The organism is Cupriavidus phytohabitans (genome assembly GCF_017815025.1).
Lineage (GTDB): Bacteria > Pseudomonadota > Gammaproteobacteria > Burkholderiales > Burkholderiaceae > Cupriavidus.
The window spans coordinates 1-16,012 of the sequence record NZ_JAGIQB010000077.1 but is presented as its reverse complement, the minus strand read 5'-3'; the positions used below and the strand labels follow the sequence as shown (position 1 = coordinate 16,012).

The 16,012-nt window shown below is 56.7% G+C and carries 9 protein-coding genes; 3 read left to right on the top strand and 6 right to left on the bottom strand.

The genetic code is table 11. The features are described 5' to 3' along the window. Positions 1–90: 90 nt before the first annotated feature. Together J8I34_RS31015 and J8I34_RS31010 are read right to left on the bottom strand one after the other, a co-directional pair. Positions 91–2,076: a PKD domain-containing protein gene (locus tag J8I34_RS31015; RefSeq protein ID WP_209808026.1), complete on the bottom strand. Its 1,986-nt coding sequence runs from the start codon at positions 2,074–2,076 to the stop codon at positions 91–93. Positions 2,077–2,416: 340 nt separating this feature from the next. Then, positions 2,417–3,322 carry a hypothetical protein gene (locus J8I34_RS31010; RefSeq protein WP_209808025.1) on the bottom strand — a complete coding sequence of 302 codons (906 nt, stop codon included), beginning with the start codon at positions 3,320–3,322 and terminating at the stop codon, positions 2,417–2,419. Between the two features lie 447 nt (positions 3,323–3,769). On the opposite strand from J8I34_RS31010, the gene J8I34_RS35570 reads away from it, so the two are divergent. Beyond that, a complete protein-coding gene (locus tag J8I34_RS35570; RefSeq protein ID WP_209808023.1) occupies positions 3,770–4,735 on the top strand; it encodes a helix-turn-helix transcriptional regulator in 966 nt (321 codons plus the stop codon). A 113-nt stretch (positions 4,736–4,848) separates the two neighbouring features. Here J8I34_RS35570 and J8I34_RS31000 read toward each other — a convergent pair whose 3' ends face one another. The 4 genes from J8I34_RS31000 to J8I34_RS35405 form a co-directional block, all read right to left on the bottom strand. Continuing rightward, entirely contained in the window at positions 4,849–6,312 is a 1,464-nt protein-coding gene (locus J8I34_RS31000) for a DUF6035 family protein (protein WP_209808021.1), read from the bottom strand. A gap of 1 nt (position 6,313) precedes the next feature. Beyond that, positions 6,314–7,498: a DUF4236 domain-containing protein gene (locus J8I34_RS30995; RefSeq protein WP_209808019.1), complete on the bottom strand. Its 1,185-nt coding sequence runs from the start codon at positions 7,496–7,498 to the stop codon at positions 6,314–6,316. 278 nt (positions 7,499–7,776) lie between these two features. After that, entirely contained in the window at positions 7,777–12,369 is a 4,593-nt protein-coding gene (locus J8I34_RS30990) for a PDDEXK-like endonuclease domain-containing protein (RefSeq protein WP_209808017.1), read from the bottom strand. 301 nt (positions 12,370–12,670) lie between these two features. After that, the gene (locus J8I34_RS35405; protein ID WP_209808016.1) at positions 12,671–14,104 is read right to left on the bottom strand and encodes a J domain-containing protein; all 1,434 of its coding nucleotides are present in this window, start codon (positions 14,102–14,104) and stop codon (positions 12,671–12,673) included. 418 nt (positions 14,105–14,522) lie between these two features. Between J8I34_RS35405 and J8I34_RS30980 the strand changes: the two genes are divergently transcribed. Beyond that, a complete protein-coding gene (locus J8I34_RS30980; protein ID WP_209808014.1) occupies positions 14,523–15,452 on the top strand; it encodes a hypothetical protein in 930 nt (309 codons plus the stop codon). Next, positions 15,445–15,918 carry a hypothetical protein gene (locus J8I34_RS30975; protein WP_209808013.1) on the top strand — a complete coding sequence of 158 codons (474 nt, stop codon included), beginning with the start codon at positions 15,445–15,447 and terminating at the stop codon, positions 15,916–15,918. Before J8I34_RS30980 ends, J8I34_RS30975 begins: the two co-directional genes overlap by 8 nt. Positions 15,919–16,012: the final 94 nt, after the last annotated feature.

Genomic DNA, 16,012 nt, shown 5'->3' with positions numbered 1-16,012 from the left:
TGTAAGGAGTCCTCAGATTAACGATTCAGCAAGTCGTCGCGCTGACGTCCACTGCCGGTATTTCAGCAGCCTGTTAACTCACTCGCCATGCTAGTTCTTCTGAATCACGATACTACCACCTGCCACCGTAGTCCCTTCCGTCGCCGTTCCTTCGCCCGAGCTCTCGACTTGGTTGTCGTAGTCAACTACATCAGCATTCGCGTCAGGGTCGAAGTGCCAAATCTTGATGCGGAAGCGGTCAGGGGTGCCTTTGGCCAAAAGGTTGCCGTCAACGGCAGTTAGAAGAAAGCTGTAATCACCTGCGCCATTGATAGTGCCGCGTCCTTTGTATTGTGCCCGTGCCCCTGCAACAACGAGCCAGTCATAGTTTTCGCTATGGAAGTTCAGCTTCGCTGATTGAAATTGAAATTCCGTGTTGCCTGTCGGCGTCGTAGCTCCCTTCTTGTACTTGGAAACGAAACCAAAGGTTGCTCGACCGGCTAGGGTAGTATCTGCTTTGTAAGCACCTACCGGCGACATGAACCATCCTCCACCGGTTACAAAGCCTGCGGAAGGGTCGTACACGACGACGTCGCGGCGAACCGTGGCAGAACGGCCGGTATTGTCCGTGACCGTAACACTCACGGGATAGACGCCAGCAGCACCGAAGGTGTATGTGGCATTTGCACTACCCTCGCCATTGCTCTCGGAGACTTCACCGGGCTGAGTTGTCGTCCCATTGTCCCATGACCATGTTGCTGTGTGCGAATCTCCTGCATCGGCATCCGAGAACAGAGCAGACACTGATACTTGGGAACCAACAGCTATTGGGTCATTTGCGGTGATTGGCCCAAGGGTTGGAGCGGTATTGCTTACCGTGCCAGGCTTGAGGAGTACCAAACCGACATTCGATGATGCGACAATAGCGCCATTATTAGAAATGGCTATCGCCTCATACAGTTTCAGCCCAGGAGGCGCTCCAGAAATACGCGTATCAAGGTCAATCAACCCCTCAGATTTTGTCCACACGAAGGCATGTGTATTGGAATTTGAATCCACAACGTGGCCTACAACGTGCCCAGAATCGTTAACGGCTCTTGCGAACGAATACAAGTAATTTTCACCCACTGATTCCATTCCGCTCTGCGCTGTCCATACGAAGGCATGGCTATGGGCACCGGGGGGCGCGTAATAGCCAACCACATGCCCAGCGTTACTTAAAGCAATCGGCGCAGAAAATCCAAATGAGCCACTGAGCGTGTCGATATCGTTGATTCCCCCAGCCTGGGTCCACGTATACGCATGCTGACCGTACCCGATACCAGTGGTACTGATTCCTGTTACTAGGCCGGCATCATTGATTGCTATGGCCCTCGAATACTGACCGCCAAGTAAATCCAGGCTGACAATGCCAGTTGGTTGCGACCAAAAAATGGAATGCATTATACCGTTAGCATCCATCGAATTACCGACCAGTTGTCCTAGCCCATTCACGGAATTTGCGACGGACCAGAGACCGCTACCGCTGAGCGAACCCAAGTCGACCTTGCCTCCAGCTTGCGTCCAGGAAAAAGCGTGAACTGAGCTACCAACGTGAAAGCCAACCACGTGCCCGCTATTACTGATAGCGGTACCAAATGACGAGTTGACAGTGCCTGAAGTACCGTGGATGTCTGTAATGCCCGTGCTCAGCGACCATATGAAAGCATGTGCTTGACCGTCCCCTGGGTCACTGTAACCGATTATTTGTCCATTGTCATTGAGGGGGCCCGCAATCGAATACTGCCCTCCTAACGTTCCAATATCATGAATCGCAGACCCATCATAAAACTTTGCATGCTCGGAGCCTGAACCGTTCCAATCTCGGAAGGCAACTTGTCCCGTACTATTGATTCCCTTGTCTACGGCCCAACCGTTTGCAGTGAGATTCACCACACTATAGGTGGTCGGAAGTGGCAGCGAGGCAACCGTCTTCATGGCACCTGCATTAGTTGCCGCCTTTGGGGAAACATCATCGACACCGCCGCAGGCACTAATTGCAAGGGCAAGCATGCACGTTATGCCGCTGGCAATAGGCTCGTTGGTGAAGATTCTCATGGCTCTTCGCATTTTTTGTCTCCTTCTGGCTTGACGGCCAATGCGGCAAGTAGTATCAACGGTCGGTTCCGGTGTCAATGCAGGTCGCATTGGGTGCGACATTTTCATGATTAGGCCATCTTCTTCGCACCCCATCACCAAAATTGGTGAGTTACAGTGTTAAAAAACACCATCTCCGGTTATGTCCTGCTCTCAAAGCGATTGCATGGGCATAAAAAATCGCTAAAAATGTGGTCCGCAACCATATCGCGTCGCTGATGAAAAAGAGCGGCTGCAGCAGGCAGCCGAAGCCCCTTGGCTTGGCTCGCCCCGTTCTGGATGCAGCATCCCTGGCCCGATATTACTGACGCTGGACCTCCAAGAATGTGATGTTGTTGTCCGGGTCCCGATATTGACGGACTGAACCGATGGCGGTGTCTGGAATACCCTCCAGCAAGGCGAGCATTTGTTTCTCGTCCCGGTATATCAGCCACCAGTCCATCGCCACTTCCATAAAGCCCACATCTTCGATACCTGGCAGGAAGTTCGCAATATGTAATGTGCCACCCGGCCCAAGCATGTTGAACAGGTTGCGGGTCAGCATTTGTGCGGTTTCGTTATCGAGATAATCGTAGAGCCCTGCTGCATACGCGAGGTCTAACGGCTTGTAGCTTACCTTCCCGACAACAATGTCCTTGATTCTGCGGAGTTCGGTGGACACACCGAATGGTGCGAAGCACTTATCGACCTCGGCCAGACTGTTCTCATCTTGGTCGAGTGCGAGAAATCTCTGCGGCCGGATTTGGGAAATGAGTCGGCTCAGGTCGAGCTCTCTCAGATGACCACACGCCACCGCAAGGATGCTGGCCCCGGTGCCCTGTTCATGCAGCACCCTGTCAATAAGGTTGGCCAGAAGGTGGCGCCTAAAGCGCACGGCTCGGGGGGCCGCAGCGCCCACCGTATGTGCGTAGATGGACCGGGGCAACTTGTCCAGTTCCGGCTTCACGTATCCGTAGATGTAGTCTATCAACGCCGCGTCGCCGGGATATCCGTACGGCCTCCGCGCTGCATGGCTCGTGAAGGGGCACAGACGCGTCGTCTTCAGTGCGGGATGCTCCCGCGCCGTGACAACGAAGTCCTTCCACTCTTCGTCATGCATGGCACTGCGCACACTTGCAAGGCCGGAGTTAATCGTCCGCATCGCGGAAATGCAATCGCCCGCGTTGAAATACCTGTCCGCCTCTTCAAGAAAGGTTTCTGTTTGCATTTCATTCTCCTTCGTCTGTCCGGTAGCTAACTTTGGACGAACACCGAGCGAATATTGCCGGCCCGTATCGGCCCCTTTCCAACAGAATCTCAAGTCGTGCGAACGCAAACCTTCATTCCCTTTACGCCACAGGGAATCACGAGCGTTGGCTGGAGGGAAGCGCCCTTGGTAGTCGACCTCTCCTAGTTCGCGCTACTACTCGCCTAACACGCCAAAACCGCAATTTTTCAAGACGAGAGAGTTGTGGGCGCTGGGGATGTCGATAGCTGTGGTTCATGCCTCCAAGCTAGTTCCACGAACGAAGGCGGGCTATAGTAAAAATTCACTATGGCTGACCAGCCAGTGTTACGCCGAGACCAAATGCCGTCGTGTGAATCGACGATATCGCGCGTATAACGCGAGCATGCTGTTTGACACTCGCTGTGCAGTAAAGAATCGGAGGTGGACGTGAACAGCTTCAGTAACTTGCTGCTTGCGCTTTATCAAAGTGCCCGAGAAGTATCCCTCGACGATTTTCAAGAGCATGCACTGTTATTGCTCAAGGCATTGTTGCCTTTCGATGCAGGGCGGTGGGGTACCGGCGTACGCGATTCGCAGGGTGTCGTGTTCCACGCCCCCTATTTGCACAACGACGCTCCGGAGAGTTTGGAGGATTACGCGCCCGTCCGCGACCAGGATAAAGTTGCGTTTTATTGCATGGCCCATCCTGGCGTGACTATCAACTGCTACTTGCCTGAGCAAAGTCGTCATTCAAAGGAGTTGCAAGCCTATGCGCACCGCTACGCTCATGAGCAGGGGCTCGTGACGGCATTCCACAGCCAGGTTACGGGTTCAGTGGCTTCCGTCTCGCTCTACCGGGCATCCGCGCGGCGGGCTTTCACCGAAGAACAGCGCCAGTTGATGCAGGCGGTCTTTCCTCATTTGCAGGAAGCGCTGAAGATTAATCAGACGCTGCAAGCGGAGCGTCTTCGCGACATCGGCGACAATGAAAGATGGGCGGTCGCCGTGGCTGACATGGGTGGTTTGCTCTGCTTTGCTGAACCGCGATTTCTCATGGCAATGGATGCGGAGTGGCCTGGCACCTCCACCCACGCGGTCCCGACTACGCTGTTTCAGCGATTGCTCGAAGCCCCGCAACGCTCCATCATAGGTCGCAAGATAGTGGTTGCACCATTTTTCACGAAGAGCTTGATATTTCTGAAAGCGCGTAAGCGTGAGGAACTGGACAACCTGACCGCTCGCGAGCGGGAAATCGCCGAACTCGTTGCTACCGGGCTGACCCACAAGGAGGTGGCCAAGTTGCTAAGAATAGCTCCGTCGACCGTTAACAACCACCTGCGAGCAATCCACGCTCGTGTCGGCGCACGCAATAACGCAGAACTCGCTGCACAGCTTCGCCTAGCACGTCCCTAGGCGGTTCATTGCCGCTCCGCTTGAGCGTCGGCGACCGGTCCGGTGGATTACCGCGGCGGTAGCCATGCGATATTTTCCCTTCTAGTTGGGCGCATGATGAAAGAGTAATAACGCTACGCCTGTGGCGGCTTGAGTTCCGGGAAGAGAATCATGAACGCCTTGTCGAAATCCCGGGTCACGACATCTGGGCTCTCAGCCTTCCGCGTGAGATAGTTGCGTAGGTTCTGAGAGGCGATGGAGTCAGGAACGTCGTAGCCGATGTCGCTCTGTCGTCCGTAGATTCGTACTGCATAGCGGAAGACACTGTAGTAACCAAATGCGTGGCGGAAGACGACGTCTTCAACTTGTTTGAGGTTTATCGCGCGGACACCGACAACATGTCCCAAACGCAGGGAGATGAGTCCGCTCAGAATGATTCGCAGGTCCTCCCTGCCTTGTAGTGTCTTAGGTGCCGTCGGGCACGCGGCCTTCAAGTACGGTGCCAGGAATTTGTACGCGTAGTTTTGCACGCGAGGCATTCCGTAGTCGGATGCTTCCGCGAAGAGCCAAGCACGCTCTATTTCGCTTGACATGATGTCATATCGAGCCAAGAGCGCCAGCCTCGTGGCAAGCTCCGCATCATCGTCGGACGCCTGCTGGGGTACGTCAAGCGGCCGATGGCCAAACTGGTGCGCGTACCTGTTGTCGCGGAATGCCGCAGCTTTGGCAGCCAGCAGTTCACCCTGCGCCTGCGTTAGCGCTGCCTCGAAGTCGAAATAGAAAGCGCGCTGCCGTGCGAAATCGAGAGTGAGCTCCGAAAGGCCCACGAGTTTCTTGTGCCATTTATATTGGATGGCTCCGGCCTCCACGGAAGGCTTCTGCCAGCGGCACCATAGTTTGAGCTCAGCGCCCTGGCGAGACGCATCGACGCTGTGTGCGTCGATAGAAAAGATATTCCAATTGTTGTTGTAGAACACGTCGCGTTCGCTGAATCGCATCTCGTTTTCTGAGAGTGCGAAATCGCGAAAAATCCAGAACAACAAAGCACCTTCGTTCAGATAGAACTGACGCCTGGCAGCCAGGGTGGACACAAATGTCGTCGACAGCTGCGCCTCAAACACGAGAGTCTTCCCCCTCCACGTCCCGCGGACATCTGGTCTTCGCCATATCGAGCGGTCGCGCCAGCTCTGCATGCGACTGTCCTCAATGACAGACTCGGAATCGACATCACGGTCAACGAGCAGGCTCTCTGCGACCCAGGCCTTGACTTGACGATGCGCCTCGGATTCCTTCGCGCCGTTGTACCGCAGCGCCTCCCATTCGTCCTTGGAAAGCGCAAAGCCGGAACGATAGGGACATTCGGCACCGGGATTTTTGGGGTGTGCGAAGTGGTAGACGCGCTCGGTCGAGCCGCGGATGCTTAACGGCTCCAGGCAGTAGAGACAGGTGTATCGGCGCCGGCCGTCCTCCAGCCTTACAAGTTCGTCCTCGAGCCGCTGCTGATGCTTGTGAGCCTCATCACCATCCAGAACAGAGTCTGCCGTGACCTGAGCGTGGTGAAGGTTGTCGTAGACAAGCTCGATGGTACGCGTTGCCATTTCATTCGCGGCCGAATGGCTCGATAGCTTTGAACACGCCCGTCTTGCTCATCGTTCGACGCAGGTCGAAGCGGGAGAGGCTTTCTGTGACTTGAATTTGGTCGAGATGGTCAAAGTCTATCTGGTTCCAGTCGTCGCGACGCACCTGCACAGAGAGCAGATAGTCGTCCTGAAGACGACCAGTTCCAGCGTTGTGACGCTGTGAGTAGCCCGAAATCACCACTTCCTTTGCCAGGGGGAGAGCGGCGAACACTTCGCCGATGAGCCGAAAGACGACGGCATGGATATGCTCCATGTATAGCTTTTGGACCTTGGTGGAGGTGAGGTCCTTGACCGACAGCTTCATACCGCGCGCTGGCACTGCCGCAATCTTGCTCGGCATATCTTCAACTTCAGGGAGGTCGACATCGAGCATCACGGTCCGGCCCTCATCAAGGACCTCAAATGCGACCTCGGTTTCCCGCGGCCAAGCGATGTCGCTTAGCACTTCTCCCAGCCAGGTCTCCATTGCTGCAGTATCCGAGTAGATACGCCGCTCAATCAGGTCGCGGCGCTCCTCAGCCGTTCGAGCAAATGCGGCCTTCTGCGCCTGCCAATCAAGCGCCTCCTGCTCAAACTCGCCCATGGCCCTTCGGTGCGCTTCTTCTGCCTGATGACGTCGCTTCTTGAATACCTTGTCCAGAAAGCGCAGCCTGAGCGGGGTCGGCTGCGTAGGCTGCGGAGTTTCGAAAGTGGGTAAGGAGAAGCGCGGGACCTGGTTGCTGTTCGGCGTCTCCAAGTGAACCTCTGCGACTGACTCAACCTCGGCATTAATGTCGTCACACTTCGACTGTATGAGTTTCTGCAGCCCCTCCTTATGCTGCTGCTTGGCCAGGGCCACTAGATGGTCTGGCACCGGTGCGCCGTTCGAATCCAGGAAAATCAGCTGGCCGTCATCGGCAACCTTGCAAGTCATGCTGACCTTCTGGGAAGCGGTAACTGCCGGCACGGTCCGCACGGCGCGCTTGGGGCGGCTAATCTGGTGGCTGGCTGAGAAACCGGCAAAGCTGGTGTTCACCCGAGTGCCGCGGCTGCTGATGCCGACTGATGCCCCACGGGGACCCAATGTCCAGCCCAGACCGGAGCCGCTCAGGTTCATGCGAATGCCTGGCGCGAGCTTGATGGATTTCCGAAATCTAACTGCCATAACCCGTTTCTCCGCATTTTTGATATTGGCGTGCCTCTGCTTAATTGACGAGCCAGAAGCACCCCGGGCACCGGCTATCGGATGGGCTCAGTGTCGTCTGCAAATCTTGCAGCGCTGAGCCGTGTCGTCGGCCTCTTTCTGCTTGCTGGCCGGCGAACAAGCCGTGCAGGTCTTGCTGGTCCTAGACCAGCAGTTGCTGACGCAGATAAGCTTGCTGCACTGGCCACAGCGGCGGCGCGGTGCGCGTGGCGTGCAGCCACAGCGCTCGCACTTCTCGTTCATTGTGCTTGCTCCACTGGGCCGTCCTTCTGTTTGACGGCCGCAATGGCAGCGTCGATAACGCCGTCAATTGCATCAGGCTCGGCCTTTGCGGTCGGGAATGTCCACGTCCTGGATTCGACCAGGCGAGGCAGCGTGGCCACGGCGCCAATCGGCTCGATGCCCATTGCCGTGAGCCGCTCCACCAGTTCTTCGAAGACCTCTTCCTTGCGCAAGCACCAAGTCGAGGCGAAGCACCGCCAAAAGGTCCATCCGGCGCGCTCAAGGATGCGCTGACGGTTCATATCGCTGGCCCATCGCTCAGGACCGTGATAGGCGTCGCCGTCGCATTCGATTGCTAAGCGCGCATCGTTGGCACCTTCCACCACCATGTCCAGCCGGTACGCACCGCTCTTCACCTGAGGAATGACGCGGTAGCCGCGTTGTATCAGCATCGTGAACACTTCGCGCTCGAAGCCAGACTCACACAGCTTGATGAGTCCATCCTGGTCAACTTCTTGCGTCACCTTCGGCTTGCTGAAGTGCTCGAGCAAAGTCATCCGGATGTCCTTGTCAGAGACCTGCTCTGCCGTTACAGAGCGGACCAGGTACATCCGGTCTCGTGCGCGGCTGGCAGCCACGTTGAAGCGCTGGTCGTACGCATTGCCCGAGAGCGGGTGGCAGCGTTCGGGGTCAGCAACCATCGACAGGAACATGATGTCGCGCTCGCTCCCCTGGAAGGTACGCGCATCGCCGCAGTCGAACTCACGGCGCAACAGTTCAGAAGCGGAACAGCGCTCCCGAACCATCGTATCGATGAACTTTGCCTGCTCCATCCCAAGGAGCGATACCACACCGATAGTGCGGTCCGCAAATCGCTCGTCCTCAAGGATGGTACTGATTTCGGCCGCAATGGCTTCCGCCTCCAGGCGGTTGCAGTCGTGCCGGTCCCGCATGCCGCCCGGCACATAAATATCGATGAGCGGTGGGTCGAGGCGTTGGGACGCCAGTGGGATGCGCAATGGCTGGATGGCGCCCTTGTAGAACTGGTTGGAATACGCAATGATGGGTGGCACACAACGGAAATGCTCGCGTAGCATTACCTGGTCAGCAGCGAATACACGGGCAGCCAGGTCGTAGAGCGACTTCTCAGGCGTCATGTCTTGACCATAAGGCTGGTCGCTCAGAAAACGGGCGCGCAGTTCGTCAATCTCTGTGCTGGACACGAAACTGCCATCCGGCGAGACCTGCTTGTCGTCGCCGACCACCAGAATTTTCTTGGCACGCACGATAGCTGGCAGTGCCCACAGGTCGGACTGGGAAGCTTCGTCGACAATGACAAGGTCGAAAGCTCCGATGTCTGCCGGCATCGACTCCGAAATTTTCGCATGGCTCATAATCCAGCATGGCACGGCACCTGCGGCATCCAGCATCGACTGCTGGGCGTCACGCCGATAGCGCACGGCATTCGGCCCGGTTCCCTTGCCGATACGCCGAATGGCGGTCGCATAGCCGGCCAGCGCCTGCAGAACCTTTGCGCTCGCGTTGCGCTTTGTGGCCAGCCATGCAGCCTTGCCAACGACATCCTTGTACATTTGAGCAAGGGCTGCTTCGAGGTCCGTACGACGGGCGTTCAGCTCGACCAACTCCTTGCGTGCCTCAATCTTCTCGAGGTGCGTGCGCATGCGCGCCCAATTCCAGGCGTCACGCCAGCTGGCGGGCAATGCCGAATCCTCCGCGCCATTAGCAACCGGTACGTATGACACCCGTCCGGCTATGTTCGCGCCGCCGGCCGCGTAAAGGCGTGCGGCAAGCTCCTTCACCCGACTAATGACCGAGGTGAGCCCGCACACCCGGCGCAGCTCGACCACCAACTCGGTGTAATCGGCTGCTACTCGGGCCGCTTCCTTTCCGGGGTTTCCGAGCGACTGGTCGACAAAATCTTGCAGCCGCTGCGTAACAGGCCCGGTCTTGCCGGCCAACCGCTCCTGTAGTTGGCTAAGCGCAATGGACGCCTCTGCCAGTTCGGCGCGCGTCAGGTGCTGCATGATGTGGCTACGGACGACCTCATAGTCCTCATGGCTGCCAAACGCCAGTGTCGCCGGCGCGCGTGCGAAGACCGCCTCGCCCGCCCTGTGCAGCAAGGCGTCAAACCGGGTTGCCATGCTGTGCGCTTTCTTTGCTGCGGCAGTGACCAGTTCCAGCATGCGCAGACGAGCGACGCCCCCATCCAAGCTCGGCAGCTCGAGGACCTCCGCGACGGGATTCCATCGACTGGAGAAGGAGAGCACCTGTTCGTGCAGTTTCAGGTAGGACTGAACATGTTGCCAGTCGTCGTTGGTGGACGGCGACAGGCCATTCACCTTGACCTTGGCGACGTGTTCCTTCGCATCCCCGGTGCCAAACGCCATAAATCCGAACGGTTTGCCCGTCGTGGCGGCGCGTCCCACGGCCTCAACCGTTTTGGGATGCGCCAGCGCTTCGGCGGGGAAGTCTACCGGTCGCTTCATGAAAGCCGCACGCGCCTCCACGAGACGTGTCGCATCTTCGAAAAGAGCCACTAACGCACCGATTTCCGTGGCAAAAGACGGTTGCGCACACTTGCGCCGAAGCGCGCCGGGCCATTCGCCTTCAACCTGAGCCATGGCCATCAGTTCGGCTTGTGCATCGCCTAACTGCGCGAGCAGCGTACGAGCGGATTGCAGCACTTCTGGCGTGATGGCGCGCAGCGGGGGGATTACGCCGGTCTGCGTCGCCTCATCCAGCGACTTCAGCTTGCACAGTTGTGTATGAAGTTGGGCAATGTCGGCGGGCTGGGGCAACTCGTCCGGACTTGGCAGCGACGCGGCCAGGTAGACCAAATCCTCTCCCAGCTGGCGCCGGTCTTCTCGCAAACGGACGGTCTCCTCCGTAGTCAGCGGCGGTGCGTGCCGGGGCTCCAACGAGAGTTCGTCATCGAACCAGGCGTACTGCGGCGCCCCTTTCACCACGAGTTCGGCCAGCTCCTCAGCCCGGTAGCTTGCGCCATCGACCGGGATTTCGGCCAACTGCTGCATGGCGATTTCGTCGACACGTCGGTCGATGTTGACCAGCTCATGGTGCGTACGGTCGATTGCCCGGTGAATCCGGTCGATTTCGTCTCGGGTCGCTTCTGGATTGAGCTGTGAGACCTGATGCTGGATGGCTTCGATGGACGCCTGGAATTGCCGGATACCGTCGCGGTCGCCCGCAAGAAGAGCGACAGTCAGCGGCTGTACCTCCTTGGGAATCTTGCCTTGCAGGACCTCGAGGGCCGGCTCGCCTTTGGACGTAACCAACACGCGTTTGCCGGTGGCAAGATAGTGGCAGATGATATTTGCAATGGTATGGGTCTTGCCCGTGCCCGGGGGACCTTGCACCGTCACGCCAGCGGCTCGCTCAAGTCGCTGCACAATAGTGACCTGCTCCTGGTTGTACGGCAGGGGAAAGTACAGCTCCTTGACTTCGGCCGCACCACTGCCACCACTGACGCCCCGTCCGGAGAGACCACGGAAGTTCACCGCCTGGTAGTCAAGAGGCGTTTCCGAGGGCGGCGTCACCAGTGCCAGCGGACCATCGGGAATCTCGCAGCCCGCTTCCAGCTTGCCGCGAATGTTATTTAAATCGGCGACCAGAAAGTTATTCGATTTTGGACGTGCAAATACCACCCAAGAGTCACTTACGACCAGGTGTTCCCCGGCTGCCGGCGCGTCCTCTCCCTTGGCGAGGACTTCCACATAGCTACCCCGACTGTCGAGGCTCCGCGCTACAAGCTTGAGCACGTTGGCATAGCTCGATGCCAGGAAGGGTGATACCGGTGTGTCCTTGTGCCGGGCCAGTTGTTCGAGCATCGCTTTTTCGCATTCGGAAGCGCCTTGAATGCCACATGCGACGAACCCATCCATCTCGCACCCCGCTTCCGTAGCGCGCGGCCGCACCTCCAGTGACATGGATTTCGTGTCTAGCGAGATTTCGAGCGGTTGCGTCAGCAGCGGGTATTGGAAGTCGAAGGGCTTACCCTCGAAACTGAGCGTCCAGCTGGCCATTCCCAGTCCCCAAACGAACTCGACCGGCTTCGCCGTCTGCTCGGAATGCAGTTGATGCCGTAGGGCAAAGAGGTCGCCGTACAGCGAGATGGTCTTGCGCCGAGGTCTTTCCCTCGCTGCCCATTCCTGCCATTTGCTGACATACGCGACAAGAGCAGTTGCTGCCTCCGCGCGCAGGCGTTCCACTAGCGCATGGTGTTCCGACTCAGGGACGTCCTGTTGCTCGATGCGAATCAATGTGTCAATCGCGGCTTCGATGAACTGTGGGGGCGTACCGTTCGGGTCCGATTCTATCCGGATAGCTTTCCCAAACTTCTCGGAATCTGGCGCCGGCGGGGCGACTTCCTCCAGACGCTCGACCTTCAGCCAGACATGGTCTCCCTCTTCCTGGACATCAAAGAAGACGCCAGGCAAGTTGGCAAGGTCTTTGGGGAACAGCCGTGGAAGAGCCGATTTTCCTATTTGAAAGGCCCGAGGGTCGATGTCTTTGAGCTGCTCTTCGATGTAGACGAACAGGCGGTGTAGCAACTCTCTCGGCGAAATGGACATGTATTACCTCTATGCATTATGCGGCCGTCTGGCCGATGCGGCTCGTAGCTCTTGGGGAGCTATTTGAGCAATATTTCGCCGGCTTCTCAAGGCACCAAAAAGGGTGAGTCGAATCGACTGAGATTGTCGACAATCACTCCACAGACAACTTTGCGGCCTCGCAAAATGACAAGGTGGCAGCCTTTTCGTGTGCCCCCGACGTACCGCTCAGTCGCTGCCCGATGTGTAGGTGGGCGTCATACTTTGTCACCAGGGCGCTTCAGCAAGCAAGCTGCGCTTCCGTGTCTGCAGGGGCCGCCCCTCAATTGAGCGTGGAAGTGCTCTCCGTGGGCGGCGTGCGTTCATACTTGCTGGCCGTAAACTTCATGACATAGTTGTCTGTCGCGGGAATAGGCTTGTAGTCCTTGTCGTACTTGTACCCGCTTTCCGTTACGCGCAGGGGGTAGAAGCCGCCGGCCGTTGACGACTTGTCAAACCTGATTTTTACGCGGAGGTCGACGCACGAACCGGGTGTCGTCGTGTCACACTTGCCTGTTCCGGTGTTCGACGCCTCCGTATCCAGCGTCAGCAGATGCCGAAACCCATCGCGTTCGATACTGAAGAGATTCAGCCATGCGAAATAGTTGCCTTGTCCCATATCGGAATCTCTAAAGACGATTCCTTTCTTACCCGGGGCGACTTCCACAATGCTGGGCAATTCCCTTTGCATGCCGTAGTACTCCCCAAAGGTTCCCATCCGGCCAAGAATCGTTAAAGGGGTAACAATAGCCTCATCCCCATTTGCAGCTTTCTCTGTCATCATTGCGCTGACGAGGGGTGCACAGGGATGGCAGTCGTACTTTTCACGCAAGATTGGCCTTGATGAGAAGTAGTAGAGGCGTTGTGTACCGGTCTTGTCGACAGGCTGCTCACCGATGAGCTTGATTTCAAAGTCGCCGTACACGTATTCGTTAAATGCCTTGCCCAAGTCAGATTCTGCAGGGAATGGCTGATACCGAATGGTACCGCTCTTTGTGGCCAGGCTGTAGGTAGGGATTTGCCGCTCGATGACAGAAACTTTTGGTATTTCTGGAGGTGGTTCGACCGGTGGCACTGCTGTTGGTGACGCATACTCCGCGGCAGGAAGGTTATAGACGCGCGGTCCCTTCTGGGAACTGGAGAGCCAAACAAGAAATGCCAACACGGCAAAGCCCGCAAGCAGATAATTTCCGAACTGACTGGGACGCTGAGGCGCTTGGGGCCGTGCTGCCGATGCTGTTGGGGGTGGCTCAGCTGGTTTGGGACTCGGCTTAGGGGCAGCTTCGGGGTTAGGGGGCGCGGCCCGCTTTCCGTGCTGGCGCCAAACTTCGCTCGAAATCTCCCTGGCGATGTGCTCCGGGCATCCTTGGTTGAGCAGAGCGCCCAAGATTACGTCCCGGTTATAGCCCTTGCTTGCCATGTCGGTTGCCAGTTCAATCATGGCATCCAGGAACATTTCCGCTGCGGTCTTCATGTCGACGCCTTCGTCGTCCACCGCAGCTTTGTCGAGTTTCAGGGCGTCGTCATAGTGCTGTCGCTTCGTCTCGTCTCCGAGAATCGAGTATGCATGAGCAAGTTCCTTGAATTTCTCCGCGGCCAACCGCTCATTGCCCGGATTGCGGTCCGGGTGCCATTTCATGGCAAGCTTCCGGTACGCTGCCTTAATGTCTGCGGTCGTTGCGTTCCTGCTCACGCCGAGAACCTCGTAGAGATTCACTTTCCTTCCCTATTGTTTTCTCCCATCGCAGGCGATTGTACAGTTGGGCGGTCCGCTGGTCCTTGGGGAGCGCCCATCGGCTGGTTGGTATGTGGGTACTTGCCAACTTGGCGCAAGTTCAAAGAACTTAGCTCCGCATGATTATCTCGTTGTCAATAGAGCTTCAGGGGGGTACGTCCCCAACCAGGCATCACACGCGCTCTTAAGTCGCCGGTGATTGACTCCATAGATACAATATGCGATTCGCTGGGGGGCGAGCAAATTACGCCGCCTCGAAGCGGTTATACCGGTTGACTTGGCTGACTTCCACGTCGAAAGAGCGCGAACAGGCCATGCTTTGAGAGTTGCGAGTCACAACAATGAAAATGCACCTTCAATGTGAATGCGCCGTAGCGCAACGAATCTGGAGTTTCATCCCATGTTTGTGACCAAGTTCGGCCCGTTTAACGGCTCAACATGGGAAGCGCTATGTCAGCAGGTCTTCAAGCGCAAGCATGGTTCCGAGGGCTATCAGCAAATGCCTGCTTCTCCCGGAGACTTCGGCATTGAGGGCTTTGTGCTCAGCACCGGCTGGGCCTTCCAGTGTTATTGCCCCGAGAAGCATTATGAACGCGGCGAGCTTTACGAGAAGATTCGCGAAAAGATTACCACAGACCTTGGTAAGCTGAAGACATACGAATCCGAACTCGTGAAACGACTTGGGTCAACGAAGATTTCTCGTTGGGTCTTTGTAACGCCGGAAGTGGACAAGAACGCCATACTCGTACATGCGAGGACGAAAGAGCAGCAGGTCATTGCTCAGAAATTGCCGTTTATCGCGGACGATTTCTCCGTTCTGATTCATGATGGAGACCACTACATTGTCGAAATAAACGAAATACGAAGTGCCTCCGGAGAGGCCTTGATTTTCGACGAACAACCACCGATTCTTCAGAAACTGAGCGGTGAGCAGGAAGAATACGAGAGCAACGTCAAAAGGAAATGCAGCACCAGATTGTCCGATAAAGTGAATCGCGTTGATTTCGAGCAACGGGTTACTCAGTTGAGTCAATTGACCATCGAAGCATTTCTAGGCGCGGATGGATTCTTCAAACGGATAGAAACCGCATCGCCAACTACATTTGTAAAGCTCACACGTCTAATTAACGAGTATGAACTATATGTTGTCGAAATGTCTGCGACGTGGTCGGGCTCGGCAGAGGACTTGACGATTAAGGTTCGGGACGGTCTTGCCCAGCGAATCGCCCAAGAGCTCACACCGGACTTCGACGCTACGAATGCAAGCAGGGTCGCGCGACACATGACGGCGCGTTGGCTGGCCGTCTGCGAGCTGAACTACGATGACTAACATTTCGGCGCAGAATCCTAGGCGGCTGCGGTTTGTCCGCAGACCGTCCCCCGTGCTCCCAGAGCATCGCCCACTGTACAAAATTGGCCAAGTACTGCTGATTCTCCAGCTTTGTTGCAGGGGCGGAAAGGCGAGCCTACCAAAACTGCATCTCTTTAACTGGGCACTGAAAACGACGCCTCGCCAAGAACTGATATTGGATGCAGCGAACACCAAGCAGCTCAAGGTACCAGCGTGGGGATTCGACCCTGTGCTGGCCATCGGAATCCGCTTCGCAATCGCTGAGGGCTTGATTCGCGAAACCGGAAAAGGCTACGAGATTGTTGAGGCAGGCGAGATGTTCTTAATGGAACTACTTAAGGATTCCGACCTGTTTGCAGCTGAGAGGAAGTTTCTTTCCACAGTAGGCAAGGACGTAACGGAAGCAATGGTTGAAGCTGCTGCAAAAAGCTGGGAGATAGCGTGATTATTCATGGCATCACACTTAGCAGGCTGCTGAAATACCGGCAGTGGACGTCAGCGCGACGACTTGCTGAATCGTTAATCTGAGGACTCCTTAC

What these genes read in the sequence shown, in the direction of transcription:
- J8I34_RS31015 (WP_209808026.1), bottom strand. Translation starts at nt 2,076, where the DNA reads ATGAGAATCTTCACCAACGAGCCTATTGCCAGCGGCATAACGTGCATG.
- J8I34_RS31010 (WP_209808025.1), bottom strand. Translation starts at nt 3,322, where the DNA reads ATGCAAACAGAAACCTTTCTTGAAGAGGCGGACAGGTATTTCAACGCG.
- J8I34_RS31000 (WP_209808021.1), bottom strand. Translation starts at nt 6,312, where the DNA reads ATGGCAACGCGTACCATCGAGCTTGTCTACGACAACCTTCACCACGCT.
- J8I34_RS30995 (WP_209808019.1), bottom strand. Translation starts at nt 7,498, where the DNA reads ATGGCAGTTAGATTTCGGAAATCCATCAAGCTCGCGCCAGGCATTCGC.
- J8I34_RS30990 (WP_209808017.1), bottom strand. Translation starts at nt 12,369, where the DNA reads ATGTCCATTTCGCCGAGAGAGTTGCTACACCGCCTGTTCGTCTACATC.
- J8I34_RS30980 (WP_209808014.1), top strand. Translation starts at nt 14,523, where the DNA reads ATGTTTGTGACCAAGTTCGGCCCGTTTAACGGCTCAACATGGGAAGCG.
- J8I34_RS30975 (WP_209808013.1), top strand. Translation starts at nt 15,445, where the DNA reads ATGACTAACATTTCGGCGCAGAATCCTAGGCGGCTGCGGTTTGTCCGC.